Below are 23942 nucleotides of genomic sequence, written 5' to 3'. Positions count from 1 at the left end.
CATGTCAGACGACTTTCATCCCTCCCCAGAAGCCGCCTTTGCCCGTGGCCGGCTGCTGCAGAGCCAGCACCGCATGCAGGACGCCATCGCCTGCTACAAGCAGGCGCTCGCGCTGGATGCGCACCACACGCCCAGCTACATGATGCTGGCGCTGTGCTGGATGAATGACGACGAAACCGCGCCGCAGGCCGTCGATGCCGCAGGCCGTGCCGTCGCTCTGGAACCCGAAAATCCATTTGCCCGCAGCGTCCTCGCACTGGCATTGAACGCGAACGCCAAAGACGGCCAGACCGCCGCCATCAAAGCCGCCCTGGAGCAGGCCGGCGAGGCCGTGAATCTGGACCCCGACAGCGACTTCGGCCACGCGGTGGTCGCCCGTCTGCACCTGCGTCTCCGTGATTATCCCAAAGCCGAAGCCTCCGCACGAGCCGCGCTTTCCCTAGACACAGAGAACACCATGGCCGCGGAGGTGCTCTCCGCCGCGCTGCTGATGCAAAAAAAGGACGGCGACATCCAGAATCTCACCCGCTACCAGCTCGAGCGCAATGCCGACGACGACAGCGCCCACACCGGCGCCGGATGGATGGCCCTCATGCAGGGAGACCATAAAAAAGCCAACCAGCATTTCCTCGAAGCCCTGCGGCTGAACCCCATGAATGAAAACGCGCGCATGGGGCTCATCGAGTCCTTCCGTGCGCGCTCCTGGCCCTACCGCCTGCAGCTGCGGTTCGCGCATTTCATGAACCAGTTTACCGAAGGCCGGCAGACCGCCATCATGATCGGCGGCTTCATCGGCTACCGGGTGCTCAGCAGCTACCTCAAGACCGTCGCCCCCTTCTGGGCCAATGTCGTCATCGGAGCATGGCTCGTCTTCGCGCTCTGGTCGCACCTCGCGCGCGGGTTCAGCACCTTTTTCGTCACGCTGGACCGTTTCGCCCGCCAGGCGCTCAAGCCGCGTGAATTTTGGGAGGGCATCGTGGTTGGCGGGCTGGTGTTTCTCTCGCCCACCGCCCTGGTGCTCGGCTATGTCCTTCACGTGCCGGATGCAGGCTTTGTGGCCCTCATCTGCATCCTCACCGCTGTCACGAATGCCGCCGCATTCACCAATGATCACTACATCGGGCGGCACGTTTACAATGTCGCCGCCGCCATCTCCGGAGCAGGCGTCCTCTACTGCGGCATCGCCATCTTTGCCAATCTCGATCTTCCGCTCATCGGCCTCGCGGGCATCACCGCCTTGTACATCGGCATCGCCACCACCTGGCTGCGCCAGCTGCGGGTGCTGTATGCGTGAGGTGTGGCCTGCTGCAACCAGCACTGGCACGTGCTTTTGCTCGGCTCTTAAGCCCGTTGGCCTTCAGAATACGAAGAGACGATGCAGCCATGTCAAACCAGCGCATGCAGTCATGCGCTGGTTTAGTCCTGCCGATGCGGCTACTTCTTCATCAAATACGCAAAGAAGTCCTTCAAATCCGCATCGCTCATTCCCGTGGTCAGTCCTTCCGGCATCAGCGAGACAGGGGAGGCCTCCATCTTCTCGATCTCGGCCTGCTTGAGTGCCGTCTTGTTGCCGGCCATGTCTTTGATGACGATGCCGTTGGCATCCTGCGCATCCATGAGGCCGGTGAGCATCTGGCCGCCTTTGGTTTTCACGATGTAGGCGCCGAAGCCCTCGCGGATTTCCATGCTGGGCATGAAGAGGTTGTCCAGCCAGAAGTCGGCGTTGCTGCGGTCGTAACCAGTGAGTTCGGGGCCAATCTGACCGCCTTCGCCAAACAGCTTGTGGCAGATGGCGCAGCGCGCCATGAACTGGATCTTGCCTTTGTCCGCGTCCCCGAGGCCGGTCTTCAGCACCGCTTTGATGCGCTCCGCCTCTTTCTTCTTTTCCGGCGTTGGGCCGGTGGCCAGCAGGCCCTTCCAGTGCTTCTCGATGCCCGCGTCAATGTCAGCGTCCTTGTACAGGCTGAGCTGGCGCACAATGTCCACGGTGAAATGCTTGGCGGGGATCTTCCACTCATTGACGAAGTTCACCAAAATCTGCGCCCACTCCTTGCGTCCTGCCATCACGCGCAGCGCATCTTCGCGCAGCGCCTTGTCTCCGGCGATCTGCCCTTCCCAGTTCAGCAGCAGCGCTTCAGGAATGCGCTTGTCATCAAACTTCGCCGCCGCCTGCAGAATGCCGCGCTTCAGACTGGGCGCGTTCGTGCTCTTCAAGATGTTCACCATCGGCATCACCGCCTCCGTCTTGCCCAGTTCCGCCAGCGTCTTCGCGATGGCAATGCGCGCCGTGTTGCTGGCCTTCTTGTCATCCAGCAGTTTCAGCGCGTTCTTCAGCGCATCCGCATTGCCGCTGCGCAGCGCCAGCGTGAGATCGCCACCGCTCTGCTTGGCAATGTACTCGTTGAGCGCCTTCGAGAGCGCGTCCGGCAGCTTCGGCATCTCCGCGCCTTCAAAGGCGGAAGCCAGGCCGGCGACGAACTTGCCACGCAGCGCCTCGTCATTCGTCAGCGCCAGCAGATCCGCGCAGGACTGCAGGTTCTCTTCGCCACCGGCCAGCGCGTAGCGCTTGGAAAGCTTCTCCGCGAGGTTGTCGCGGAACAGCGTGGTCTTGAGGAAGGCGCTGTCGGATTTGAGGAAGGCGAACACCGCAGCGCGCTCCTTCTCCGCCTTGGACTCCAGCGCCCACCAGGCAAGCAGTTGAAGGTGGCCGCTTTCGTCTTCCGCATCGCCCGCCCAGAGCATCGGGAGAGCGACGTCTGCGGGAAGGCGCTTGGCCGTCGCGAGGAGTTGAGCGCGGACTTCAGGATGTTTTTCGTCCTTTGCGAGACGAACTAAGTCACTTGTGTCGCGGTCCTGATCGCCGATCATTTTGACTCCCCAACGGCGCACATATGGGTCTTCGCTCTTCATCGCCCTGTGATGCAGCATAGGCCCGATTCTCCCATTTCCGATGTTGATCTGTGGCCTTATATTGCGTGTCAGCGCATCGAGCGCCCATAACGTTTCGAGTGTCAGCGGCTTGTCATTGAGCTTTTGAGGAAGATCTTCAAAACTACTCCAGCGCCATCCCATCTCCAGGATCGCCTGCTTGCGGAACCACTCGTTTGGATGGTTCAGGTAGCCCACCAGTTCATCCCCACCAGCCTTGCTCAAATCAAACGTCTTCAGCTTCGGCGCACCTGCCGCAGGCCGCACACGATAGATTCGGCCGCTCGTCTTGTGCCAGTCATCAATAGGGCTCACGTGGCTCAGACGCGTGTCATACCAGTCGGCCATGTAAAAGCCGCCATCCGGGCCCACTCCGGCCCACACGGGGCGGAACCAGCGGTCCGGCGTGCTGAGCAGATTCTCTTCATCCTTGGTGCGGAAGGTGGAGCCGTCCGGGATGCGCTCGCTCACATACACGAGATTTTGCAGCGCATTCGGCGCGATGATCTTGCCCTCATAGGCGCTGCCCAGCAGTCCGCCTTCATACACGGTGAAGGCCTGCGGGAAGCGCTTGTTGTCGCCCTCATGGCGCATGTGCTCAAACCAGCCAAACGCATACGGATTGGTCAGCGGGCCGTGTTTGCCCCAGCCTTTGATGCCGTAGCTGCCCTGCTCGTAGTGCATGCCGCGCGTGGCTCCGTTTGTGCCGGAGAAGAGGCGGCCCTTGCTGTCAATGTCCAGGCTGAAGGTGTTGCCACCGCCTTCGGCGTAGATCTCAAAGGTTTTAAAGATCGGGTGAAAGCGCCAGATGCACTGCCCCTCCCACTTCACGTTCTTGGTGTTGGCGCTGCTGACGTTGCCGGTGGTGGTGCTGCCATTCGCTCCGTAGAGCCAGCCGTCCATGCCCCACTGCAGATTCGTCGCCACGCTGTGCGTGTCTTCCAGGCCAAAGCCGCTCAGCTCCACCTCGGGTGTGTCGCTGTCCGGTTTGGCGTCAAAGTCGGCGTCCGCATAGCTCAGCAGGTAAGGGGGATTCAGCACCCAGATGCGCCCCATGCCGTGCAGCGCCGCGCTGGCGATGTTTAGGCCCGTGATGACATCCTCGTGCTTGTCAAAGAAGCCGTCTCCATCCGTGTCTTCAAAGACGGTGATCTTGTCCGCGCCCTTTTCACCACGCGGCGGTGGCAGCGGCACCTTGTCAAATTTCGCGCGCAGGTGCTGGTCGTAGCTGATGATCTTCAGCCCGGCGGGAAACTGGTACTGGCGATACTGCGTCACCCACATGCGTCCTTTGGAGTCCCAGCTCGCATACAGCGGCTGCTCCACCACCGGCTCGGCGGCCATCAGGTCGATCGCCACGTCGCTGCGTGTTTTGAATTTCTTCAGCGCCTCTTCCGGCAGCGTGGGCGGTGTGTCGTCGCGCATCACCCCCCGTCCGGGGCGGGTTTCCATGATCTTCTTCACAGCCTCGTTCCCGGCGACAGCTTCCGGTTTGACATTCGAGTCGGCGGCCAGCGCAGAACTGCCGAGCAAAAGGAGAAGAAGGCGCGATTTCATGGTGTGGAGACTAACAAACGAAGTTGCGGCCGTTTCTTGCCGCCTTGTCACGGGTTTCGGTATTTTCGTGTGGCAGAAAAATCCGGCGACCAAAAGCAGCCTCGGGTCCGATGAAATAGATGGTTCCGTCCCATCTTATGGCCGACTCCTATACAGAAGTAACTTCGCAATCCTATTCGGGTCGTGTTGGCACGTCCATCAAAGGCATTCTGTTCGGCATTATCATCATTCCTATAACCATGATCGTGCTCTGGTTAAATGAAGGGCGTGCCGTCACCACGACCTACAGCCTCAAGGAAGGTGCGGCCGCAGTGGTGGATGTATCCGCGGACCGGGTGGACCCCGCCAATGATAAAAAGCTCGTCCACGTCACCGGGGAAGCCAAGGCCGAAGGTCCCCTGGTGGACACCGTTTACGGCGTCAGCGTGCCGGCACTGCGTCTGGTGCGTACCGAGATGATCTATCAGTGGGTTGAGAGCGAGAAATCAGAGACGAAGCAGAAAGTGGGCGGCGGCACAGAAACCATCGTCACCTACACCTATGAAAAGAAGTGGGTGGACGAGCCCGTGAAGTCTTCCGAATTTAAAACCCCTGCCGGCCATGCCAACGAGGGCAAATTGATCGCTGGAACCAAGCTGCTGAATGCCGAAAAAGTCACCCTGGGCGCCTTCAGTGTGCCGGAGAACTTCGTGAAACAAATGGGCAGCCCCATCAAAAGTGCTCTCACCGACGGGGATCTTGCCAGACTGCCTGCGGATCACAGGGAAGGCACCAAAATCGAAGACGGCGCCTTCTTCTTCGGCGCCAATCCCAAGGAGCCCAAGATTGGAGACGTGCGCGTTTCCTATGAGGTGGTCCAACCCGGCGTCTTCAGCGTTCTTGCCGCCCAAAACGGCCAGACCTTCGAGCCCTATCAAACCAATGCCGGGGACACGATCGACATCATTCAGGAAGGTGCGGTCAGCGCCCCCGCGATGTTCAAAAGCGCCGCTCGCGAAAACTCGCTCATCACCTGGCTGGTTCGCCTGCTGGGTTTCCTTTTCATGGCCTTCGGATTCATGGCCCTCTTGAGGCCCCTCAGCGTGGTGGGCAGCGTGCTTCCCGTCGTGGGAAACATCATCGGTGTGGGCACCGGCATGATCTCATTTGCCCTCGCCGCCACCCTTTCCTTTGTGATCATTGCTCTGGCGTGGATCGTCGTGCGCCCGCTTTTGGGCGTCGCGCTGCTGGTGCTTGCCATTGGCGGCCTCATCTACACCCGCAGGCTGGCGGCGGGGAGCAGGCCCAAGCGCGTCCTTGTTTGAAGATCAACGCTCAAGACGCCCGGAGAGGTGGTGCCACGCCATCGCGCGAGAGCCGAACCGATTTCCTTCGAAGATGGCCTAAAAAAGAGCACAACCTAAATATCTTCTAAGCTTTATGGTTGTTGCCCGCGTTGATAGGTGTGCCACAGTACTCCACTGATGCGTCTCACCAGTCACTCCAGCACCACCCCGCCCGCCGTGGCCCGTTCTGCGCCGCCTTCGCCGCAGGAACTTTCGGCCATGATGCCCTTCGGCCGTTATTCGGTCCAGGCCCAGGTGGGTATCGGTGGCATGGGCACCGTGTATCGCGGAACCCAGCTCAGTCTGGCCCGCCCGGTGGCCATCAAGGTGCTGCGTGTGAGCGATGGCTTCGACTTCGCCTTTGAAGACCGCTTCCGCCGCGAGGCACGGGCCATGGCCACGCTCAACCACCCTAACATCGTCGCCATCTACGACTACGGCCACATCGGCACCGAGTTCCTGTTCTTCGTCATGGAGTTCGTGGATGGCACCGACCTCGGCGAAATCATGCGCACGGGCCGCATGACCCGGGAGCTCGCCCTGCAGCTGCTTCCCCAGATCTGCGCCGGCCTCGAATACGCCCACTCCAAGGGCATCGTGCACCGGGACATCAAGCCCGCCAACATCATGCTCACCCGTCAGGGAGAGGTGAAGATCACGGATTTCGGCCTGGCCAAGGACGTCATGCGCGCGCCTTCCATGGTCACCGAAACGCACATGGTCATGGGCACGCCCGAATACGCCGCGCCCGAGCAGTTTCATGCCCATCGCGATGTCGATCACCGTGCCGACATCTACGCCTTTGGCGTGCTGATGTACCAGATGCTCACCGGCGCTCTGCCCCGGGGCTCCTGGCAGCCGCCTTCCACTCTCCTGCCCGGCCTGGACCCCCGCTTCGATGCCGTGATCGTCCGTGCGCTCATGACGGATCGCCAGCATCGCTACCAGTCCGTGGGAGACATGCGCCGAGTCATCGAGGCTGCCCTCGCGCCGGCGGCCCACACTCCTAGCCGCCCTCTGCCGGTCGCCAAGCCCTCCGCCGGACGCATTCTCCTCCTCGAAGACGATCTCATGGTGCGCGATCTCCTGCGCCGCGCTTTGGAAAAAGCCTCGTTTGAAGTCGTGGAAACCGGCGACGGCAAGGACACGGTGCGCCTCTACCAGGAGGCCATGCAGCAGGGCCGTCCCTACGATCTCGCCATTCTCGACCTCACCATTCCGGATGGCATGTGCGGACGGGAGACCATGCTCTATCTCCGCCGTCTTGATCCCAACATCCTCGCCATCGTCTCTTCCGGCTACCGGGACGACGCCGTCATGAAAGACTGCGCCGCCTACGGCTTTGCCGCCGCCCTCCCCAAGCCCTACCAGGTGGAAGGTCTCCTGCAGATCGTCAACGGCGCCCTCGCCGTGGGCCGCCGCCGCACGTACTGATTTCAGTGCGTAGGACGGGTGTGGCGACAGCCCGCCCGTCTGCGAGCGCGTTCAAAGCCCCACGACACGCTTCCATCCAAGAGCCAGTCCGTCGTTACAGCGGAGTGAACGGCCTGTTCAAAACCTGAGACTACTGCCTCGGGCTCCTGTCTGTTTTCCGTTTGTTCCGTGTATTCCGCAGGCGTTCATTATCGCTTCTCACACCACGCGCACCGCCGCCTGGGCATCCATCGCCTGCCACACGGCCTGCACCACGCGCATGTAGTTCATGCCTTCGTTGAAATCCGGGCGCGGCCTCGGCGCCTTCGCATCGCGCACTGCGGCGATGAAGTCCCGCTCCACCGTCCAGCTGCGCTGCAGTTCCGCTGGCACGGTCAGCGACTCCATCTTGCCACCACGTTTGCCCATCTGCAGATCGTCTGTGGCAAAGTCATAGCTCAGCGTGCCCTCGGAGCCAAAGATCCACAGCTTGTCCGTCGGTGCATGCGCCGCCACGCCGCTGAAGAGCATGGTCGCCTCGATGCCGCTGCGGAATTTCGCCATCACATGCACGAAGTCAGGGATGTCCACCTCCACGCCCGCACGTTCCGGGATCACCACATTGCCGCGTGCCTCCACTTCCACGATGTGACCCAGCCACTGCTGCAACACTTCCGTGTAGATGCCCAGCGTGAGAATCTGAATGCCGCTCAGCTCCGACTGCTGCCGCCAGTGCGCCGGCTTCGCAGCATCCAGCCACGCGTCATTGAAGCTGTGCAGCAGCACCTGGTGCGGCGTGCCGATTGCTCCCTCCGCCAGCAGCTTCTTCACCAGCTCTCCGCCCTTCATGCCCTGCGGTGCCGGACAGATGGCCGTGACCAGTTCCGGATAACGAATGGACGCCTCCCACATCTGGTTCGCCTCCGGTACCGAGGCCGCCATGCGCGCCTGCGTGAAGACGTGCTTCCCATGCTGCAGCGCATAGCACGTCATCTCCGCGTGCATGTACGGGTGCGTGCCGATCCACACCACGTCCACCTCATCGCTCGATGCCAGCTCCTCCCAGCGCTCCACGGCCTTCGCTTCCGGCGCGAATTCCCGGCAGAAGGCCTCGGCACTCGCCACGGATCGGTTCGTCACCTGTACAATTTGCACATTCGGGATGGCCCGCAGTCCGGGGATGTGGCGGGTTTTGACGATGCCTCCGGCACCAATGATGCCGATGCGGATGGGTTGCTCTGTTGCGTTCATAGACGTATGGATAAACAGCACGTTGGACCCAACATCCAATCCCCGCATGCAAATCCTGCACATCTTCATTTCTCCTGAGCACATCTACGTCGGTCATCACGGCCAGCCGCCCGGCACCGCGCCCACCGTCGAAGTGCCTGAGGTTGAATGCGTTGCCGGCAAGGGCCTGCGCGGTGATCGCTATTTTGGGTGGAAGGACGACTACAAGGGCCAGGTCACCTTCTTCGAGCACGAGCAGTACGAGCGCCTCTGTGAGCAGTTCAGCGTCATGGGTGTGCCACCTTCGGCTTTCCGCCGCAACATCATCACCAAAGGCATCGACCTCAATACCCTCATCGGCACCGAATTCGAGGTGCAGGGGGTTCGTTTTCTCGGCACGCAGGAGGCCGCTCCCTGCCACTGGATGAACCAGGCCTTCGCCGAAGGCGCCGAAGCCGCTCTCAAAGGCCACGGTGGCCTGCGCGCCAAAATTTTGACCGACGGTACCCTCCGCCCCTCATGAACACTCCCTTCGCCGCCGCACTGCTGGCAGGTGGTCGCTCCACCCGCATGAAACAGGACAAGGCCCTGCTCCACTGGCATGGCCAGGATCTCTGGCAGGCCCAGCTGCACAAGCTCCAGTCCCTCGATGCTGAGCGCGTGCTCCTCTCCTGCCGCGCAGATCAGCCCCTCTACGTCAGCCCCAGCGATGAAGTGGAAGTCGTTCTCGATCCCGAAGACGCGGAAGGCGGCCCGCTGGACGCCATCACCCGCTGCCTGGAACTCGTGCAGATGCCCCTCCTCGTCCTCGCTGTGGACATGCCATGGATGACCGCCGCTTTTCTCCGCGAGCAGCTTCACAAGCACGACAGCCCGGACAAAGGCTGGTTCTTCCGCGGCCCTCATGGAGACGAAGCCCTGGCCGGTCTCTACGTCCCCGCCATGCTGCCCCTCATGCAGGACGCGCTTGCCAGGAAAGACTTCAAACTCCAGCACATCATCGAAGCCGCCGTCCACACCGGGCTCGCCATCACCCATGCATTGGGAGATCAGCAGATGCCGTTTTTCCACAACGTGAACACGCCGGCGGATTTGAAGTAATGCGCCGCTCCGTTTCCCGGCGGGCGCATCGGGTCATTTGGCGGGTTCCTTGGGCCGCGGCACCGTCGTGGTGGAATACAATGAGGGCAGGTTCTTGAAGAGGTAATAACCCGTGTAGTTGTCCTGGAGCAGCATGTGCCTTTGTATTCCAAAAGTACTCGCCTCTCCCACACAGCCAAACTGTGTGTACACCCGCTCCTCCGAGAACTCCTTCAGCTTCTCTTCAGTGAAGCGGTCCTTTGCCTTCGGATCCAGGGCGATCAAGCCGGCCATTCCATACAGCCGCTGCTCTGGGAACTCGGCACTCTCAAACAGCTCGTTCAACAACCACTTTGCTTCAGGGTCATAGCGGACGATCACCGTGAGCGCCCAGCAGGCATCGGTGGGAGAGCCTCCTTCGCCAAAGGCGCGCGAGGCAAAGACCTGGGTGTTGCAAAGAATGTCCCTGGCCTTGTCGATGAGCTTCGCTGCGTCCGGACCACCTTTCTTCAAAATAGCCTCTTCACCCGGCAGCTCTGCCTGCAGAACCGAAAGCGCCATGAGCGTGAATGCCGTCAGGAGGAGAACAAGGTGGGAGCGTATGAGGTGAGTTTTCATGTTCCAGAATAAGGCCGCCTGAAGCAGCAGGACAACACCTTTGAGAGCCGTCCCGATCAATGGCGCATGTGCCTCGGCACACCCCGGTCACATCTTTTTGAGCTGTGCCGTCAGATACTCGCCGCACGGCACCTCTTTTCCATCCTTGAACCGGATCATGTAAGGCTTGCCAGACGTCCCTGAGGTCGAGGCCACCTTGGCGATGAAATCCGCCGCTGTCTTCACCTCCTTGTCGGCCCGGCCCCATTTCGCGCGCAGAAACTTGGCGGCGTTCGCGGCAGTGTACTCGCTGCCATTCCGGATGAAGGTCGCGCCTTCCAATCCCTGAATGTGCGAGATCAGCGCCTCAATTTTTACCTTCTCTCCGGGCTCTGCCGCGGGCAGGATGGCAAAGAAACACAGCAGGCACACAATCTGGGTGATGAGTTTCGATGTCATGGCGGTATTCAATGATCGTTCCTGCCCAGATTCAAGGCCGTCCCGATTCAGCGCAATTCATGCCCCAGAATCGCCAGCGTCGCGATGCTGGCCGTTTCCGCACGCAGCACCAGCGGCCCCAGCGTCACAGGCACAAAGCCCGCCGCGAATGCCTGCGCTTCCTCTTCAGCCGTGAAATCACCTTCCGGCCCGATCAGCACCGCCACACTAGCCGGCTTTGATTCCGGCAGCGCCTGCTTGAGCGTGCGGCTCCGCTCGCTGAGCGCAGGAACCACTTTGAAGTCCGCCTGGAATTTCACTCCCACGGCAAACGCAGCCGGCGCTTTAAACTCCGGCACAAACGGCGTGTGGCACTGCTTCGCGCTTTCAATCATGTGCCGCCGCCACTTCGCCAGCTTCTTCTCGGCCTGTGCCGCATCCAGATGAATCACCGTCCGCTCCGTGATGACCGGCTGCACGCTCGCCGCTCCTAGCTCCACCGCCTTCTCCAGCAGCCACTCAAAAGGCTCCCCTTTGATCAGCGCAGGCAGCAGATGGATCGAAGTTTGAAAAGGCTGCACACAGGACTCCGAGATGATGCGCGCCTGCACCTCCGCTTTGGAAACATGCGTGATCTCACACACCGCCACGCGCCCCTCGCCATCAAAGATTTCAATGCTGTCCCCCGCCTGCTTGCGCATCACCCGGCTGCAATGCTGCGCCTCATCGTCGCTTAGCGTGAGATGTGGCGCAGCCCATTCAGCAGCTGGCAGATGAAAACGCGGCAGCGACATGTGGTCAGCGCTTCATGAGGGCTTCAATCTCATCCGCCTCGATGGGGATATGCGCCATGAGATCAATGTTCTCCGTCTCGCCGATGAAGATGTTGTTCTCCAGCCGCACGCCCAGCTTTTCCTCACGAATGTAAATGCCCGGCTCCACGGTGAAGACCATGCCCGGCTGCACGGCCTTCCACATGTGCCCCACGTCATGCACATCGAGCCCCAGCGGATGCGAGGTGCCATGCGGAAAGTATTTTTTGTACGCCGGCTTCTCGGGATCCTGCTTGGCAATGTCTTCCTGAGTGATCAAACCCAGCCCCAGCAGCTCCTCCTGCATCAGCAGTCCCACCTTCTCCTGGTATTCACGAATGATCACGCCCGGGCGAAGCATCTTGCAGCACTCCTTGAAGACACGCAGCACCGCATCATACACCTGACGCTGGCGCGGCGTAAATTTGCCGTTCACCGGAATCGTGCGCGTCAGGTCGGCGTTGTAGTTGCCGTAGTTTGCCGCCACATCCAGCAGCAGCATCTCGCCATCTTCGCACTGGCAGTGGTTGGTGATGTAGTGCAGCACACAGGCGTTTTTTCCCGTGGCGATGATCGGCGTGTAGGCAAATCCGCGTCCGCGCTGGCGGATGAACTCGTGGCAAAGCTCCGCCTCGATCTCAAACTCATGCACCCCCGGCTTCACAAACTTCAGCAGGCGGTCAAAGCCGTCGCCCGTGATGCGGATGGCCTCGTTCAGCGCCGTGATCTCATGCGGGCTCTTGATCACCCGCAGCTCATGCATCAGCTGCGCCAGCCGGCGGTAGTCGTGCAGCGGATACTCATGCTGGCAGCGCCGTGTGAAGCGCGTCTCCCGCGTCTCCGTCGGAATGGTGGCGCGCGTGTGCTCGTTCGAGTTCAGGAAGACATGGTCCGCCTGGCACATCACGCTGCGAAATTGCACCTCAAATTCCTCCAGCCAGTGCACGCGCTCGATGCCGCTGCGTTCCTTGGCCTGCGCCTTCGTCAGCTTCTCGCCTTCCCATACGGCGATGTGCTCATTCGTCTCACGCACAAACAGCATCTCCCGCTGCTTCGGATCCGCCGCGTCCGGAAAGAGCACGAGGATCGTCTCCTCCTGGTCAATCCCGCTCAGGTAAAACTGGTCGCTGTTCTGAATGAAGCTCAGCGAGCCGTCCGCATTCGTCGGCAGCACATCATTGGCATGCACGATGACCACGGATTGCGGCGGCAGCTTCGCGTAAAGATGCTGACGGTTGGAGACAAACAGTTCGGCAGGCAGAGGTTGGTAGCGCATAGGTGTAGGGCAAGCGTCCCGCTTGCAGCAGGACCCGATTGTGGCTGACTTTCTCCGAAAGTCGAGCACATGACCGAGTTAAGGGGCATCCCCCGTTTTCAGCTCCCGCAGCATCCGTTCAATGTCCTGCAAAGAGGGGCTGAATGACTCGTCGGGCAGGGTGTTGAGCCATTTCTCCCCTTCCGCGATCGCCTTCTCCTCATCCTGCCCCTCGACCTCCGCGCAGGCGGCGTCTCTGGATTTCAACTGCGGGTGCGCCACCTTCAGCTCTCCCGAGAGGCAGAAGCCACCCTTGCCTTGCAAAGCATCCTTCGAAATCCCGCGGATCCAGATGCGCAGATCATCACTGTTCGGCGGCGGCGGACCGGGCCCTTGGGTGTACTGCGCCAGCATCATCACAGCCTTCCCCCACGGAAGGTCGAGGCAGCGAAACTTCGCTCGAATGTAAACACTGGCGTTCGCAAAAAGAAAATCCGGCTGCGGCGAGTCAGGATACGTCACCGGGTTCGAGTTGATGAAGTCCTTCATGTTCGAAAGACCGCGGGCAAGTCCGGGATAGTCTCTCTGCAGCACTTCTGGACGCGAGGGCACATGGATAACCCTCATGGCACCCGCTGTTCCGAGGTGGATCACTTTGGTTTCCGGCTGCACGCGCCACGCAGTTTCCAGAGCGTTCATCTGCTTTTCCTTCGCCTGCCCGGCGCTCAAGGCCGGAACCGTTGTGCGGCTTTTGATGCTCAATCCCGGAGGCACAAAGCCCAGCGTCACTTGTGGCGGTCCTGCCGAATCCGTGCTCGCGCAATCACACAAGCAGCCGCAGATGAGAGCCAGAGCAATCGTGGTGGCAGTTCGAGTAACATTCATGGTTCGATGCAAGCGCCCGACTCTGCACCGCAGCCCTCAGCGTGCACTCCCTTTTATTCCGCCGGCACCGCCTTGAGATGCAGACATGCCGGGAAAGGCGGGCCTTGAATTTGAAAGGGGCCGGGTGTAAAATCAAATCCATGGCCGTTGCATCTACACAACCCGCCAGCATGCCTGCCGGCAATGCTGAGGAGGTGACCCTCCACCCAAAACGGGAATGGATGAGCACCTTCGGTGCCTTTGCCGAGGATCCGATTTTTGAATCAGCGATGGATGCAGGCGAGGCATGGGCAAAAACGCAGACTTGGGAGAAAGAGCAGGCAACGCCGAAGACTCATGCTGGTCTTTGACGGCAACATGCTCCGGCAGTTCCTGAGCGCCTCGGAGTCAGGTGAACGGTTGCGCGCCCGAGTGGATGCGTCCGGTGATGACGCATCTCTGACCGTGGTCACCATTGAGGAGTCCATGCGTGGATGGCTGGCGGAATTGAATCGCAGGTCGGCCAGCCCGCACGAGCAAATCGAAGTTTACAGGCGCATGCACATGAGTGTGGATGTGTTTGCCAAATGGACTGTACTGGGCTGGGATAAGGAATCGGCCGACCTTTTTCTGAAACTGCGCCGTGAAAACGTACGCATCGGGACGCGTGATCTGAAAATCGCCTGCATCACACTCGCGCATGATGCGCTGCTGCTGACACGAAACACCGTGGATTTTGCCCAGGTGCCTGGGCTGCGATTTGAAAACTGGGCGGATTAGAGCGTTGCCTCACTCCGCCGGCACCGCCTTCGGCGGATGGCGGTCCTCCTTGATCCACCGCTGCGCTTCCGTCCAAAAAGCTTCCGACGGGAGGGCAAAGGTGGTCACACGGTCCACGCGGGCGATGTTGATTCCCACGACCTTGCCCTCCAGCGTGGCCACGGGGCCGCCCATGTCGGAGGGCATCAGCGGAATGTCGTGCTGCAGCACCTCCGGAAAATTATCGCTGCGCAGGGAGACTCCGCCGTTGGCAAAGTCCTCGCCCTCCCAGTTTTGCAGCACCTTGGTACGGCTGGCCAGACGCACGCGGCAGGTTTCCTCCTTGTCTTTGCGCAGGTAGTGCACCTCGATGATCTCTCCGGGCTGCCGCTTGTTCACGATGTCATGCACCCGGCGGAACTCCGCCACCTTCTCGCCAGCGATCGTCAGCAGCACGTCATTTTCCTGCAGGCCCGCCACTTCGGCCGGGCTCTCACTGGCAATGCCCACGATGCGCACGCCCTTGCCGTCTTTGGTGGATTTTTCATCCATGCGGATGCCCAGCGCCGCGCCCGTACCGGCAATGCGGCGATTTTTGGCGCTCACAATGCCGATCCGCGGCTCCGTCCCCGCATCCGCCACGCTGCACAGCCACTGCCCCATGGTCAGCGCATGCGCGCCCCCAAATGAAACAGCCCTCAGCCCGGTGATGCCCACCGCCTGCGCCAGCAGCAGGTCCAGGCGGGTCTCCCGGTGCACCTCCCGCAGGTCCGCCGTGCGCCCGTCGCTAAATTTGATGCGTGCTTTCTGCAGCTCTGGCACTTCGCTCGCCTTGAGTAAAACATACCCGTCTTCTCCCACGATGGTAGCGGTGCAGATAGGCCTCCCGAGCAGGCTCTCAATTCGTGCGGCGCAGGAGACCGTGAGCGGCTTCAGCTTCTCCACCGCCGTGAGTGTTTGCTTTCCGTTCGTGCGCTGGTCAGGGGGCAGCGTGGGCCGCGGGGAGTCCGCCTGGGCGCAAAGAGGACCCAGGAGACACACCATGGCTGAATGCCGGAGCACCAACGAACACACGAGCGAAATGCGGCTCAGCGCAGGCCTTCCACTCTTCATGCCGCATGCGTCATCCGTCATTGCTTATTCTCCTTCCTCCTGCGGCTTTTGAGCCAGTTGCACGGAGACGTCGCGCTCCTTGCCATGCGTCCGCAGCCGGATCTTCAGGGTGTCGCCGGCGGCACGGGCACGCACCGTGGCGCTGAACTGCTGCTGGTCCGTCATCGCCTCGCCATTCACGCTCAGGATGATGTCCCCGGCGCGGATGCTGGCCTTCAGGGCAGGGGACCCATCGATCACATCTGCCACGCTCAGTTCCAGATCGTCGTTCATCACCGTGGCCACCCCCAGGTAGCCACCGGCACCGATTCCCCAGGTCTTGATCACCTGGGATTTTTGCATCGCATCCCAGGACCGCAGGAAGGGAGCCATCGAGACATGTACATTTTGGTCCCGCCCCTCCCAGATCTGGCTGTGAATGCCGATCACCTCGCCATTGGAATTGAAGAGCGGCCCGCCCGAGTCGCCTCCCATCAGAATGCAGTCCGTGTGCAGGCTGTTGGCGGTTTGCTTCACGATCTTGCCCACGCGCAGCACCGGCCCGCGCGCCTTGTCAAAGCCGCCGGGGTGCCCCAGCGCAAAGCACCACTCTCCGGGCTGGGCCTTGGCCACTTCACGGCTGAGGCTCACAAAAGGCCAGGGCTTGCCACGGTCTTTCAGCTGCGCCAGCGCCGCGTCCGTTGTTTTGTCCAGGCCCAGAGACTTGGCCGTGGTCACGCTGCCGTCTTCAAAAATCACCCGCATCTCCTTGCCCGGCCCATTGGGTACGTGGGCGGCCGTTAGCAGCAGTCCGTCGGCGGAAATGATCACCCCGCTGGCCGTCCCGCCCCCGGTCTGGATGGCCACCAGCGCCGGTCTCACCTTTGGCAGCAGCTTCTGCACATCACTCTGCACCTTGAGCAGGGCGGAAATGTCCGTTTTGGCTCCCTTGCTCTCCATCTGTCGATCAGCCGACCATGCCTGCCCGGAGAGCAAGATAAGGGAGGAAAAAAGCAAAAAAGTGGAGCGCATGAAACGGCAGCCTGAATACCAACGGTCCGAACCTTTGAAAATTGTCAGCGTACAGTGTTCAATTCCGCCCCCTCTGTCAATCCTCCATCGGCTCCCACAGGCGGGTCGCCGGAGGCAGCATCATCCATCAGCCTATCCGCCCTGAAGGCTGCGTCGGGCGCTTACTCCCAGACGCCTCCCGGCGCCGTCATCCGGAAAAAGCCCGCCGAGGGAACCCTGATTCCCCGGTTGAACATCCCCCCGGCCTGCGCTTCTCTCGGGCGTCTTACCCCCCAATCACACTCTTTACATGAACTACGACCTCATCGTCATCGGCGGCGGGCCTGCGGGCTACGTCGGAGCCATCCGCGCAGCTCAACTCGGCAAGAAAGTGGCCTGCGTCGAAAACGACCGCGCCGGGGGCACCTGCCTGAACTGGGGCTGTATTCCCACCAAGGCTCTCCTCAAAAACGCCGAGCTTTACCACACCCTCACCCACCGCGCCGAAGAGTTCGGCCTCAAGATCGGCAGCGTCGAGTATGACTGGTCCAAGGTGATCGGCCGCAGCCGTGGCGTCAGCGACAAGCTGAACAAAGGCATCGAATTCCTCTTCAAGAAGAACAAGGTCGATTACCTCAAAGGCACCGCCAGCATCCCTGCCGCCGGCAAGGTCGAAGTGACAGCCGCAGACGGCAAAAAGGAAACCCACGACGCCGCCAACATCCTCATCACCACCGGCGCCAAGAGCCGCCCGATGCCAGGATTCCCCTTCAATGGCAAGACCGTCATCGGCAGCAAGGAAGCCATGACCCTCGCCACCCAGCCCAAGAGCGTCATCGTCATCGGCGCGGGCGCCATCGGCATCGAGTTCGCCTACTTCTTCAACGCCTACGGCACCAAGGTGACCGTCGTTGAAATGCTGCCGGACATCCTTCCTGTGGAAGACACCGAAGTCAGCAAGACCCTGGAAAAGAGCCTGACGAAGGCCGGCATCCGCATCCTCACCAACACCAAAGTCACCGGCACCTCCGAAGACGGCAAGGGCGTGAAGATCACCGTCGAAGGCGCAGCCAATGAAACCCTCGAAGCAGACGTCTGCCTCGTCGCCATCGGCGTCGCTCCCGTGCTGCCCGGCGGCATCGAGATCAAGCTCACCGACCGCGGCTGGCTCCAGACCGACGACCGTTATCAAACCTCCGTCAAAGGCATCTACGGTGCCGGCGACATCATCGGGCCGCCCTGGCTCGCCCACGTGGCCAGCTACGAGGCCGTGCAGTGCGTCGAAGGTCTCTTCACCAAGCACAAGCCCAAGAAAGTCGGCGTCTTCCCAGGCTGCACCTACTGCCATCCGCAGGTGGCCAGCATCGGCCTCACCGAACGCGCGGCCAAGGAAAAGGGCCTCAAGTTCAAGGTCGGCAAGTTCCCCTATGTGGCCAGCGGCAAGGCCCTCGCCGCCGCCGAGCCCGAAGGCTTCGTCAAGATCCTCTACGGCGAGCCTCACGGCGAAATCATTGGCGCGCACATGATCGGCAGCGAAAGCACCGAGATGATCGCCGAGATCGGCCTCGCCATGAATCTCGAAGCCACCTGGGACGAAATCGAAGCCACCATCCACGCCCATCCGACCCTGTCCGAGATGGTCAAGGAGGCTACGGAAGTCGCTAAGGGGCATCCGATTCACGTGTGAGTCGTAGCGTGATCTCGGTCGCAACAATCTGAAACTTTTTCTGGCGTGCTCTTTATGGGCACGCCAGTTTTTATGTATCCATGAGGCCGGGATATTCGCTCATCCAAACCAAATAGATAAGTTTAATGCACTTATGAAATCACTCTTTTCTCTGCTTCTTGCCTGCACATTGTTAAATGCTTGCTCTGGCACACACTCAACAATCAAAGAGGGTTATGCCTACCAGGTCACAGAAGATCAGGCTGCAGTTCTTGTTGATTCAGTGATACGCTCAAATATTGCCAATGATCGTATGCTGCCCGGCAGTAAACTAGTGGCTTCTGGTTATGATCGTTCGATCATAGACACTCAGACTTATACTGCCACGGCTATTGCGGTGCCTCGTTTGTCAGCGTTTGGGTTTGAGATTCAACATAAAGGAACCATGTTCAATGGGCCAGCCAAGGCAAAACGTCTCTATCGTATTCTCAACGAAAGAGCCGTCTTGGCCGCTCCACGAGTCTTGTTGAATGCGTCTTCCAGCTCCCATCACTAACTTCAACAGCAGCCATGCCTCTTGATGATCTCATCAGCGGAGTTGACTTCGCTGATGCGATGATCGGAGGCTGGCGCTACCTGCTCAGCAGCACCTACCGGCTGAAAAAACGCCGTGAATGGCGAAATGTTGGATGGGTTTGGATAACGCTCGAAATCATCTTCGGCGTATTCGGCGTTCTATTGTCGCTGGGGCTGGTGGGCCTGGCTGCCTTTGCCATTTGGAAATCGCAAAGCCATTGAATCATCAAGGCAGCGCCAGCGCCCAAAGCTGCTTCATCGTCGCGACATAGACGACGCCATTCGCCATCGTCGTGCTCGCGCTGATGGGGGCTTTGAGTTCGAGATTGCAGAGCACCTTTTTCTCATGGCCGGCGGCCAGCACGCAGAAGTTTCCTTTGCGGGTGCCGAGGTAGATCTTGCCGTCGGCGATCATCGGCGAGGCCCAGAAGGTGCCGTTCATCGCGTGGGTCCAGATGCCTTCGCCCGTTTTCTCATCGACACAATGTACTGTGCCGTCGGCATCGGTGGCATACACGAGGCCGTCATGCACGGCGGCAGTGGTCAGCGTGTGTTTGCCGAGGGGGTGGCTCCATACTTCTTTGCCGGCACGCGGATCGACGCATTTGAGCCACGATTCGTTTTTGCCCCAGAACACATCGCCGCCGCCGGCGATGAAAAGCTTGCCATCGGCGAGCACCGGCATGCCGTAGATGTTGCTCGGTCCTTCCAGCTTGTTCTGTGTGAACTGATGCACCTGCGTCTTGGGCGCGGTGGGGTCGAGGTCATACTGCCACCGCTTCGTCAGCGTCACCACCGCATCCGTCGGCGATGCGTTTTCCAGCGTTTCGAAGGCATAGGTGATGCCGTTGCCGCCGCAAAAGAAGATCGTGGGCTTGCCATCCACCTGCGCAAAGCTCGGCGAGGACCAGGTCGCGTGGAAGATGTTTGGCGCGATGTGCTCGTCATCCCGCGCGAGGTATTTGCCCGTGTTCTTGTCCACCACGATCAGGCTCGGCGCATCCGGCTTGCGGATGAAGCGGTGCGTGTTGTCCACGCCGGTGCCGGTGTTCAGGTAAAGGTGGTCGCCGCGGATGAGGATGGAGCTGTGCGCATTGTCATGGCACCAGATGCCGCAGGCCTCTTTCATGTCGAGCAGCCACACGATGTCCGCATCCAGCGGGCCGGGCATCAGTGCGGGCTGATCCCGCAGGGCCAGATGTTTGCCTTCATCCTGGTAGGGGCCGTCGTTGCCATTGGCCATGCCATGCACGTCCAGGCACACGACTTCGCCGCGATTCGTCACCAGATAAGCGCGATCACCCTCCACGGTGGCTTCGGATGACATGCCCACGTCCGGCCAGTCGAAGTATTTGTCGTCCTCCAGCTTCGGCACCACAAGCTGCCACAGCAGATGGCCGTCTTTCTCATCCAGGCACATGAACACGCCCCGATCACCGACGTGCTTCGGATCACGCGGATTGGCATTGTTGGTGCCGATGAAGATGCGCCCTCCTGCCACCACCGGCGTGGAGTGCCCCTGCGTGCCGAGATCCATCACCCACTTCACATTCTGTCTTGTGACGGGATCAAAACTCTCTGGCAGATGATTTTCTTCCGAAACGAGATTACGCGTCCAGGCCTGGCCCCACTGGGGTTGATCGGCGGCAAACGACAGGATGGGGAGCAGGACAAACGCGACGCGGAAGAAGGACATTGAGCTTCCAACGCTGCAGTTTCAGCACTTCACTCAGGCAAGGCTTGAAACGAGATGACAAGGTGCCGTTTGATGACGCGTACAGCCTTCTCCCACATGAACCGCCGCCAGTTCCTTCACACCGCCTCCGCGTCTGCCGCAGCCCTCACGGCTTCCTCCTGCACCACAACCACCCGGCGTGCGGACAAGCTGATCATCGACACCCACCAGCACCTCTGGGGCGGCGACTTCGTGAATCCTCCGTGGCTCAAAACAGCGCCCGAGGTTCTGCGTCATGACTTCCTCACTCCGGAGTATCAAGAAGCCACTCACGGCCTCAACGTGAAGGCCATCTACATGGAGGTCGATGTCGATCCCAAAGATCACGTCAAAGAAGCCGACGCCATCGTCGCGCAAATCCGTGCGCGCAATACCCCCACCGTCGCCGCCACCATCGGCGGCCGCCCAGCTTCCGCCGATTTCGAAAGCTACGTCCAGCGCTACGCAGGCACTGGCATCGTCAAAGGCCTGCGCGAGGTGCTGCATCGTCCCACCACCCCGCGCGGCTACTGCCTGCGCCCCGAGTTCGTGCGCGGCGTGCAGACCCTCGGCAGACACAGCCTCAACTTCGAACTCACCATGCGCCCCACCGAGCTGCACGATGCCGTGAAGCTCATCCAGCAGTGCCCTGAAACCCGCTTCGTCCTCGACCACTGCGGCAATGGCGATCCCAAAGCCTTCAATCCCAAACTCGGCCCCGGCCTCCCCCGCACCTGCACCGCCGACGGCTGGAAGCGCGGCATCGATGCCGTCGCCGCCTGCCCCGGTGTCATGTGCAAGATCAGCGGCATCGTCGCCTTCGTCCCCCCGGGAGAATGGCGCGCCGAAGACCTCGCCCCTGTCGTCAATCACTGCCTCGATGCCTTCGGCCCCGACCGCGTCTTCTTCGGCGGCGACTGGCCGGTGTGCCTTCTCGGCAGCCGCGTCCGTGGCTGGGTGGAGGCGCTCAATCAGATCGTCGCGTCACGCCCCTTCCAAGATCAGCGCAAGCTCTGGTCTGGCAATGCGACCAAGTTTTACCGCCTGTGACCCCGTAGGACGGGTGTGGCGACAGCCCGCCCGTCCCTCACGCTGCGGCGTGGTGAAAACCGCGTCAGCGTTTTTGAGTGCTCCAGCCCTCTGGAGCTTTCGCGGGACATGAAACATTCGAAAGCGCCGGAGGGCCAGCGCAGTCCAAAACGCAAAGCGCAGGCAGTATTGGTCTAATACCATGAACCGTTGAAAACGAGTCTTCGTCCACGCCGCATAAGGTTGGTGGGCAGCCGAGTTGGATGATAGAGCCATCCTCAGGGAGGATAGACACCCATGGCAGCGCGAGAGCGCCAGCAAAGTGGTCCGCTCAGTCCTCTGAGCGGAACGAGCGAGCGTGTGTCGAACAAGCCAGAAAGGAAGAGGTTCGGACTTTGAGTGTCAGGGGGCATGCGTTGGCTTTGCGGCCTGCGTTCCGCTCAGAGGACTGAGCGGACCACTTTAAGAGCCAGCCTGCGGCTGGCACACTAACAAACCCCTTTTCAACTGCTCTTGGTCTAAGCGCCCTCAATCCAGCGTCTGCCTGTAGCGAAACACCCCGATAAACAACGCCACCAGCGCAAACAGCGCGATTTGCCAGAGCTGCAGCGAGATGTCCATCAGCGTGTTTCCCTTCAGCAGAACGCCGCGCACGATGCGAAGGAAATGCGTCAGCGGCAGCACCTCGCCAATGTATTGCGCCCACTGCGGCATGCCGCGAAACGGAAACATGAACCCAGACAGCAGCAGCGAGGGCAGAAAGAAAAAGAACGAACCCTGCACCGCCTGAAGCTGATTGGCCGCGAGGGTGGAGAAGGTGATGCCCACCGCCAGATTCGCCGCGATGAAAACAAACGCCGCCAGAAACAGCGGCCCCAGGCTTCCCATCATCGGCACATGAAACAAGAAATGCGCCGCCAGCAGGATCAGCGTGATCTGAATGTACCCCACAAAGATGTACGGAATGATCTTCCCCAGCAGCACCTCAAACGGTCGCGTCGGCATGGAGAGCAGATTCTCCATCGTGCCGCGCTCCCGCTCCCGCGTGATCGCCAGCGCCGTGATCATGACCATCGTCATCGTCAGCACCACGCCCATCAGGCCCGGCACGATATTGTACTGCGTCACCGCCTCCGGATTGTACAGCGCATGAATCCGCAGGTCGATCGGTGCCACGCTCTGCGCCAGATAAGCGAGCGGCCCCTTGAAATCATTCTGCAGCGCCGTGGTCAGCAGCGGCCGCAGAATATTGATCGCATTGCTCGTCGCCGCAGGGTCCGTCGCATCCGCCTCCACCAGCAGCGTGGGCTTGTCTCCACGCAGCAGATCGCGCGAGAAATCCTGCGGAATCGTCACGACAAACTGCACTTCCCCATGTTCCAGCACCTCGCGCGCTTCGTCCTCGCTGTGCACCTGCCGCACAAACTCATAATAGCTGCTGTTGCGGATCGCGCTCAGCAGCGTGCGCGCCTGCGGCCCATCGTCATTCATCAGCACCGCTGCGGGCAGGTGCTTGGGGTCCGAGTTGATGGCAAAGCCAAACAGCAAAAGTTGCAGCATCGGAATCCCGATCATCATCCCAAAAGTCACACGGTCCCGCCGCATCTGGATGAACTCCTTGATGATGATCGCCAAAAATCGGGTGATGGAAAAATAGCGGTTCATGCGGCAGCGGCAAAGTTGTCCTTCGACTTGTCCATCAGGTGAATGAACACATCCTCCAGCCCGGAGCGAATTTGAGTCCATTCATGATCCTTGCGATACGGCTCGATGGCCTTCTCCAGCGCGGCCTCATCCCCGCCGCTCACATGCAGACTGCTGCCAAACGCCACCGCCTGATGAATGCCCGGTTTGCCCCGCAGCTCACCCGCCAGTTTCAGCAGATCGCCGCCCTTCACCTGCCAGGTGGTCAGGTGCGCGCTCTCGACCACTTCCTGCACCGTCCCATGCGTGAGCAAATCCCCATACGCAATATACGCCAGCCGATGGCAGCGCTCCGCTTCATCCATGTAATGCGTCGTGATGAGAAACGTCAGCCCCTCGGCCGCAAGCTGGTGAATCTGCTCCCAGAAATCCCGCCGCGCCTTCGGGTCCACACCAGCCGTGGGTTCATCCAGCAGCAGCAGCTTCGGCTCATGAATCAGACACGCCGCCAGCGCCAGCCGCTGCTTCCACCCGCCGGAGAGCTGCCCCGCAAGCTGCTGCTCACGCCCTGCGAGGCCCAGTCGCTTGATGGAATCTTCTACCACCTTCGCCCGATCCTTCACGCCATACATGCGCGCCACAAAGTCCAGATTCTCGCGGATGCTCAGGTCCTCATAAAAGCTGAACTTCTGCGTCATGTAGCCCACCTGCTTTTTGATCTCCTCGCTCTGCTTGATCACGTCAAACCCCAGGCACGTGCCACTGCCCTCATCCGCCTTCAGCAGCCCGCACAGCATGCGGATGAAGGTGGTCTTGCCGCTGCCATTCGGACCCAGAAATCCATAGATCTCGCCTCTCTTCACCTGCAGGTCGATCTTGTTCACGACCGTGCGCGTGCCGAATCGCTTCGTCATCCCTTTCACGTCGATGGCCAGTTCCTCGCTCATCGGTT

The 23942-nt window shown here is 60.6% G+C and carries 23 protein-coding genes; 11 read left to right on the top strand and 12 right to left on the bottom strand.

Annotated elements, in window-relative coordinates:
* The first annotated feature begins 1 nt into the window (after position 1).
* Positions 2-1294, top strand: coding sequence for a tetratricopeptide repeat protein (locus ACILSO_RS16070; RefSeq protein ID WP_395738448.1), 1293 nt, complete (start codon positions 2-4; stop codon positions 1292-1294).
* A gap of 140 nt (positions 1295-1434) precedes the next feature.
* Here the strand turns inward: ACILSO_RS16070 and ACILSO_RS16065 are convergent, their stop codons facing one another.
* On the bottom strand, positions 1435-4485 hold the full coding sequence (locus tag ACILSO_RS16065) for a c-type cytochrome (RefSeq protein ID WP_395738447.1): 3051 nt from the start codon (positions 4483-4485) through the stop codon (positions 1435-1437).
* 239 nt (positions 4486-4724) lie between these two features.
* Between ACILSO_RS16065 and ACILSO_RS16060 the strand changes: the two genes are divergently transcribed.
* Complete coding sequence (locus ACILSO_RS16060; protein WP_395738446.1) at positions 4725-5789, top strand: TMEM43 family protein; 1065 nt, start codon at positions 4725-4727, stop codon at positions 5787-5789.
* A gap of 159 nt (positions 5790-5948) precedes the next feature.
* Positions 5949-7244, top strand: a complete 1296-nt coding sequence (locus ACILSO_RS16055; protein WP_395738445.1) for a protein kinase domain-containing protein — start codon at positions 5949-5951, stop codon at positions 7242-7244.
* 198 nt (positions 7245-7442) lie between these two features.
* On the opposite strand, the gene ACILSO_RS16050 is transcribed toward ACILSO_RS16055, so the two are convergent.
* Positions 7443-8474 carry a Gfo/Idh/MocA family protein gene (locus ACILSO_RS16050; protein WP_395738444.1) on the bottom strand — a complete coding sequence of 344 codons (1032 nt, stop codon included), beginning with the start codon at positions 8472-8474 and terminating at the stop codon, positions 7443-7445.
* A gap of 46 nt (positions 8475-8520) precedes the next feature.
* On the opposite strand from ACILSO_RS16050, the gene ACILSO_RS16045 reads away from it, so the two are divergent.
* Both ACILSO_RS16045 and ACILSO_RS16040 read left to right on the top strand, forming a co-directional pair.
* Positions 8521-8976, top strand: coding sequence for an MOSC domain-containing protein (locus ACILSO_RS16045; RefSeq protein ID WP_395738443.1), 456 nt, complete (start codon positions 8521-8523; stop codon positions 8974-8976).
* On the top strand, positions 8973-9554 hold the full coding sequence (locus tag ACILSO_RS16040) for a molybdenum cofactor guanylyltransferase (RefSeq protein WP_395738442.1): 582 nt from the start codon (positions 8973-8975) through the stop codon (positions 9552-9554). The genes ACILSO_RS16045 and ACILSO_RS16040 overlap by 4 nt, the downstream gene beginning before the upstream one ends.
* Before the next feature lie 33 nt (positions 9555-9587).
* Here the strand turns inward: ACILSO_RS16040 and ACILSO_RS16035 are convergent, their stop codons facing one another.
* The 5 genes from ACILSO_RS16035 to ACILSO_RS16015 form a co-directional block, all read right to left on the bottom strand.
* Positions 9588-10151 (bottom strand): hypothetical protein, encoded by a 564-nt coding sequence (locus ACILSO_RS16035; protein WP_395738441.1) that lies wholly within the window; start codon positions 10149-10151, stop codon positions 9588-9590.
* An 87-nt stretch (positions 10152-10238) separates the two neighbouring features.
* Positions 10239-10589: a DUF5329 family protein gene (locus ACILSO_RS16030; protein WP_395738440.1), complete on the bottom strand. Its 351-nt coding sequence runs from the start codon at positions 10587-10589 to the stop codon at positions 10239-10241.
* A 47-nt stretch (positions 10590-10636) separates the two neighbouring features.
* Positions 10637-11362 carry a 16S rRNA (uracil(1498)-N(3))-methyltransferase gene (locus tag ACILSO_RS16025; RefSeq protein ID WP_395738439.1) on the bottom strand — a complete coding sequence of 242 codons (726 nt, stop codon included), beginning with the start codon at positions 11360-11362 and terminating at the stop codon, positions 10637-10639.
* 4 nt (positions 11363-11366) lie between these two features.
* Positions 11367-12656 carry an aminopeptidase P N-terminal domain-containing protein gene (locus ACILSO_RS16020; RefSeq protein ID WP_395738438.1) on the bottom strand — a complete coding sequence of 430 codons (1290 nt, stop codon included), beginning with the start codon at positions 12654-12656 and terminating at the stop codon, positions 11367-11369.
* Positions 12657-12734: 78 nt separating this feature from the next.
* Complete coding sequence (locus tag ACILSO_RS16015; RefSeq protein WP_395738437.1) at positions 12735-13520, bottom strand: hypothetical protein; 786 nt, start codon at positions 13518-13520, stop codon at positions 12735-12737.
* A gap of 104 nt (positions 13521-13624) precedes the next feature.
* Here ACILSO_RS16015 and ACILSO_RS16010 point away from each other — a divergent pair, with 104 nt between their 5' ends.
* Together ACILSO_RS16010 and ACILSO_RS16005 are read left to right on the top strand one after the other, a co-directional pair.
* Positions 13625-13870, top strand: a complete 246-nt coding sequence (locus tag ACILSO_RS16010) for a hypothetical protein (protein ID WP_395738436.1) — start codon at positions 13625-13627, stop codon at positions 13868-13870.
* Positions 13857-14279 carry a type II toxin-antitoxin system VapC family toxin gene (locus ACILSO_RS16005; RefSeq protein ID WP_395738435.1) on the top strand — a complete coding sequence of 141 codons (423 nt, stop codon included), beginning with the start codon at positions 13857-13859 and terminating at the stop codon, positions 14277-14279. The genes ACILSO_RS16010 and ACILSO_RS16005 overlap by 14 nt, the downstream gene beginning before the upstream one ends.
* A gap of 9 nt (positions 14280-14288) precedes the next feature.
* Here the strand turns inward: ACILSO_RS16005 and ACILSO_RS16000 are convergent, their stop codons facing one another.
* Positions 14289-15302, bottom strand: a complete 1014-nt coding sequence (locus ACILSO_RS16000) for a PDZ domain-containing protein (protein WP_395738434.1) — start codon at positions 15300-15302, stop codon at positions 14289-14291.
* Between the two features lie 93 nt (positions 15303-15395).
* The gene (locus tag ACILSO_RS15995; RefSeq protein ID WP_395738433.1) at positions 15396-16382 is read right to left on the bottom strand and encodes a S1C family serine protease; all 987 of its coding nucleotides are present in this window, start codon (positions 16380-16382) and stop codon (positions 15396-15398) included.
* 289 nt (positions 16383-16671) lie between these two features.
* Between ACILSO_RS15995 and lpdA the strand changes: the two genes are divergently transcribed.
* The 3 genes from lpdA to ACILSO_RS15980 all read left to right on the top strand — a co-directional run bounded on the left by lpdA (position 16672) and on the right by ACILSO_RS15980 (position 18825).
* Complete coding sequence (gene lpdA, locus ACILSO_RS15990; protein ID WP_395738432.1) at positions 16672-18048, top strand: dihydrolipoyl dehydrogenase; 1377 nt, start codon at positions 16672-16674, stop codon at positions 18046-18048.
* Positions 18049-18181: 133 nt separating this feature from the next.
* On the top strand, positions 18182-18583 hold the full coding sequence (locus ACILSO_RS15985; protein ID WP_395738431.1) for a hypothetical protein: 402 nt from the start codon (positions 18182-18184) through the stop codon (positions 18581-18583).
* A 14-nt stretch (positions 18584-18597) separates the two neighbouring features.
* Positions 18598-18825 carry a hypothetical protein gene (locus ACILSO_RS15980; RefSeq protein WP_395738430.1) on the top strand — a complete coding sequence of 76 codons (228 nt, stop codon included), beginning with the start codon at positions 18598-18600 and terminating at the stop codon, positions 18823-18825.
* A gap of 4 nt (positions 18826-18829) precedes the next feature.
* Here ACILSO_RS15980 and ACILSO_RS15975 read toward each other — a convergent pair whose 3' ends face one another.
* Positions 18830-20299: a PQQ-binding-like beta-propeller repeat protein gene (locus ACILSO_RS15975; protein WP_395738429.1), complete on the bottom strand. Its 1470-nt coding sequence runs from the start codon at positions 20297-20299 to the stop codon at positions 18830-18832.
* A 96-nt stretch (positions 20300-20395) separates the two neighbouring features.
* Between ACILSO_RS15975 and ACILSO_RS15970 the strand changes: the two genes are divergently transcribed.
* Positions 20396-21367 carry an amidohydrolase family protein gene (locus ACILSO_RS15970; protein ID WP_395738428.1) on the top strand — a complete coding sequence of 324 codons (972 nt, stop codon included), beginning with the start codon at positions 20396-20398 and terminating at the stop codon, positions 21365-21367.
* Positions 21368-21874: 507 nt separating this feature from the next.
* On the opposite strand, the gene ACILSO_RS15965 is transcribed toward ACILSO_RS15970, so the two are convergent.
* Entirely contained in the window at positions 21875-23011 is a 1137-nt protein-coding gene (locus ACILSO_RS15965) for an ABC transporter permease (RefSeq protein WP_395738427.1), read from the bottom strand.
* Positions 23008-23937: an ABC transporter ATP-binding protein gene (locus ACILSO_RS15960; protein WP_395738426.1), complete on the bottom strand. Its 930-nt coding sequence runs from the start codon at positions 23935-23937 to the stop codon at positions 23008-23010. Before ACILSO_RS15960 ends, ACILSO_RS15965 begins: the two co-directional genes overlap by 4 nt.
* Positions 23938-23942: the final 5 nt, after the last annotated feature.

Source organism: Prosthecobacter sp. (assembly GCF_044226605.1).
In the GTDB taxonomy this organism is placed as follows: domain Bacteria; phylum Verrucomicrobiota; class Verrucomicrobiia; order Verrucomicrobiales; family Verrucomicrobiaceae; genus Prosthecobacter.
This window is presented reverse-complemented; position numbering and strand designations above follow the sequence as displayed.

Coding starts and splice junctions, on each gene's coding strand:
- ACILSO_RS16070 (WP_395738448.1), top strand. CDS start 2: ATGTCAGACGACTTTCATCCCTCCCCAGAAGCCGCCTTTGCCCGTGGC.
- ACILSO_RS16065 (WP_395738447.1), bottom strand. CDS start 4,485: ATGAAATCGCGCCTTCTTCTCCTTTTGCTCGGCAGTTCTGCGCTGGCC.
- ACILSO_RS16060 (WP_395738446.1), top strand. CDS start 4,725: ATGATCGTGCTCTGGTTAAATGAAGGGCGTGCCGTCACCACGACCTAC.
- ACILSO_RS16055 (WP_395738445.1), top strand. CDS start 5,949: ATGCGTCTCACCAGTCACTCCAGCACCACCCCGCCCGCCGTGGCCCGT.
- ACILSO_RS16050 (WP_395738444.1), bottom strand. CDS start 8,474: ATGAACGCAACAGAGCAACCCATCCGCATCGGCATCATTGGTGCCGGA.
- ACILSO_RS16045 (WP_395738443.1), top strand. CDS start 8,521: ATGCAAATCCTGCACATCTTCATTTCTCCTGAGCACATCTACGTCGGT.
- ACILSO_RS16040 (WP_395738442.1), top strand. CDS start 8,973: ATGAACACTCCCTTCGCCGCCGCACTGCTGGCAGGTGGTCGCTCCACC.
- ACILSO_RS16035 (WP_395738441.1), bottom strand. CDS start 10,151: ATGAAAACTCACCTCATACGCTCCCACCTTGTTCTCCTCCTGACGGCA.
- ACILSO_RS16030 (WP_395738440.1), bottom strand. CDS start 10,589: ATGACATCGAAACTCATCACCCAGATTGTGTGCCTGCTGTGTTTCTTT.
- ACILSO_RS16025 (WP_395738439.1), bottom strand. CDS start 11,362: ATGTCGCTGCCGCGTTTTCATCTGCCAGCTGCTGAATGGGCTGCGCCA.
- ACILSO_RS16020 (WP_395738438.1), bottom strand. CDS start 12,656: ATGCGCTACCAACCTCTGCCTGCCGAACTGTTTGTCTCCAACCGTCAG.
- ACILSO_RS16015 (WP_395738437.1), bottom strand. CDS start 13,520: ATGAATGTTACTCGAACTGCCACCACGATTGCTCTGGCTCTCATCTGC.
- ACILSO_RS16005 (WP_395738435.1), top strand. CDS start 13,857: ATGCTGGTCTTTGACGGCAACATGCTCCGGCAGTTCCTGAGCGCCTCG.
- ACILSO_RS16000 (WP_395738434.1), bottom strand. CDS start 15,302: ATGGTGTGTCTCCTGGGTCCTCTTTGCGCCCAGGCGGACTCCCCGCGG.
- ACILSO_RS15995 (WP_395738433.1), bottom strand. CDS start 16,382: ATGCGCTCCACTTTTTTGCTTTTTTCCTCCCTTATCTTGCTCTCCGGG.
- lpdA (WP_395738432.1), top strand. CDS start 16,672: ATGAACTACGACCTCATCGTCATCGGCGGCGGGCCTGCGGGCTACGTC.
- ACILSO_RS15985 (WP_395738431.1), top strand. CDS start 18,182: ATGAAATCACTCTTTTCTCTGCTTCTTGCCTGCACATTGTTAAATGCT.
- ACILSO_RS15980 (WP_395738430.1), top strand. CDS start 18,598: ATGCCTCTTGATGATCTCATCAGCGGAGTTGACTTCGCTGATGCGATG.
- ACILSO_RS15975 (WP_395738429.1), bottom strand. CDS start 20,299: ATGTCCTTCTTCCGCGTCGCGTTTGTCCTGCTCCCCATCCTGTCGTTT.
- ACILSO_RS15970 (WP_395738428.1), top strand. CDS start 20,396: ATGAACCGCCGCCAGTTCCTTCACACCGCCTCCGCGTCTGCCGCAGCC.
- ACILSO_RS15965 (WP_395738427.1), bottom strand. CDS start 23,011: ATGAACCGCTATTTTTCCATCACCCGATTTTTGGCGATCATCATCAAG.
- ACILSO_RS15960 (WP_395738426.1), bottom strand. CDS start 23,937: ATGAGCGAGGAACTGGCCATCGACGTGAAAGGGATGACGAAGCGATTC.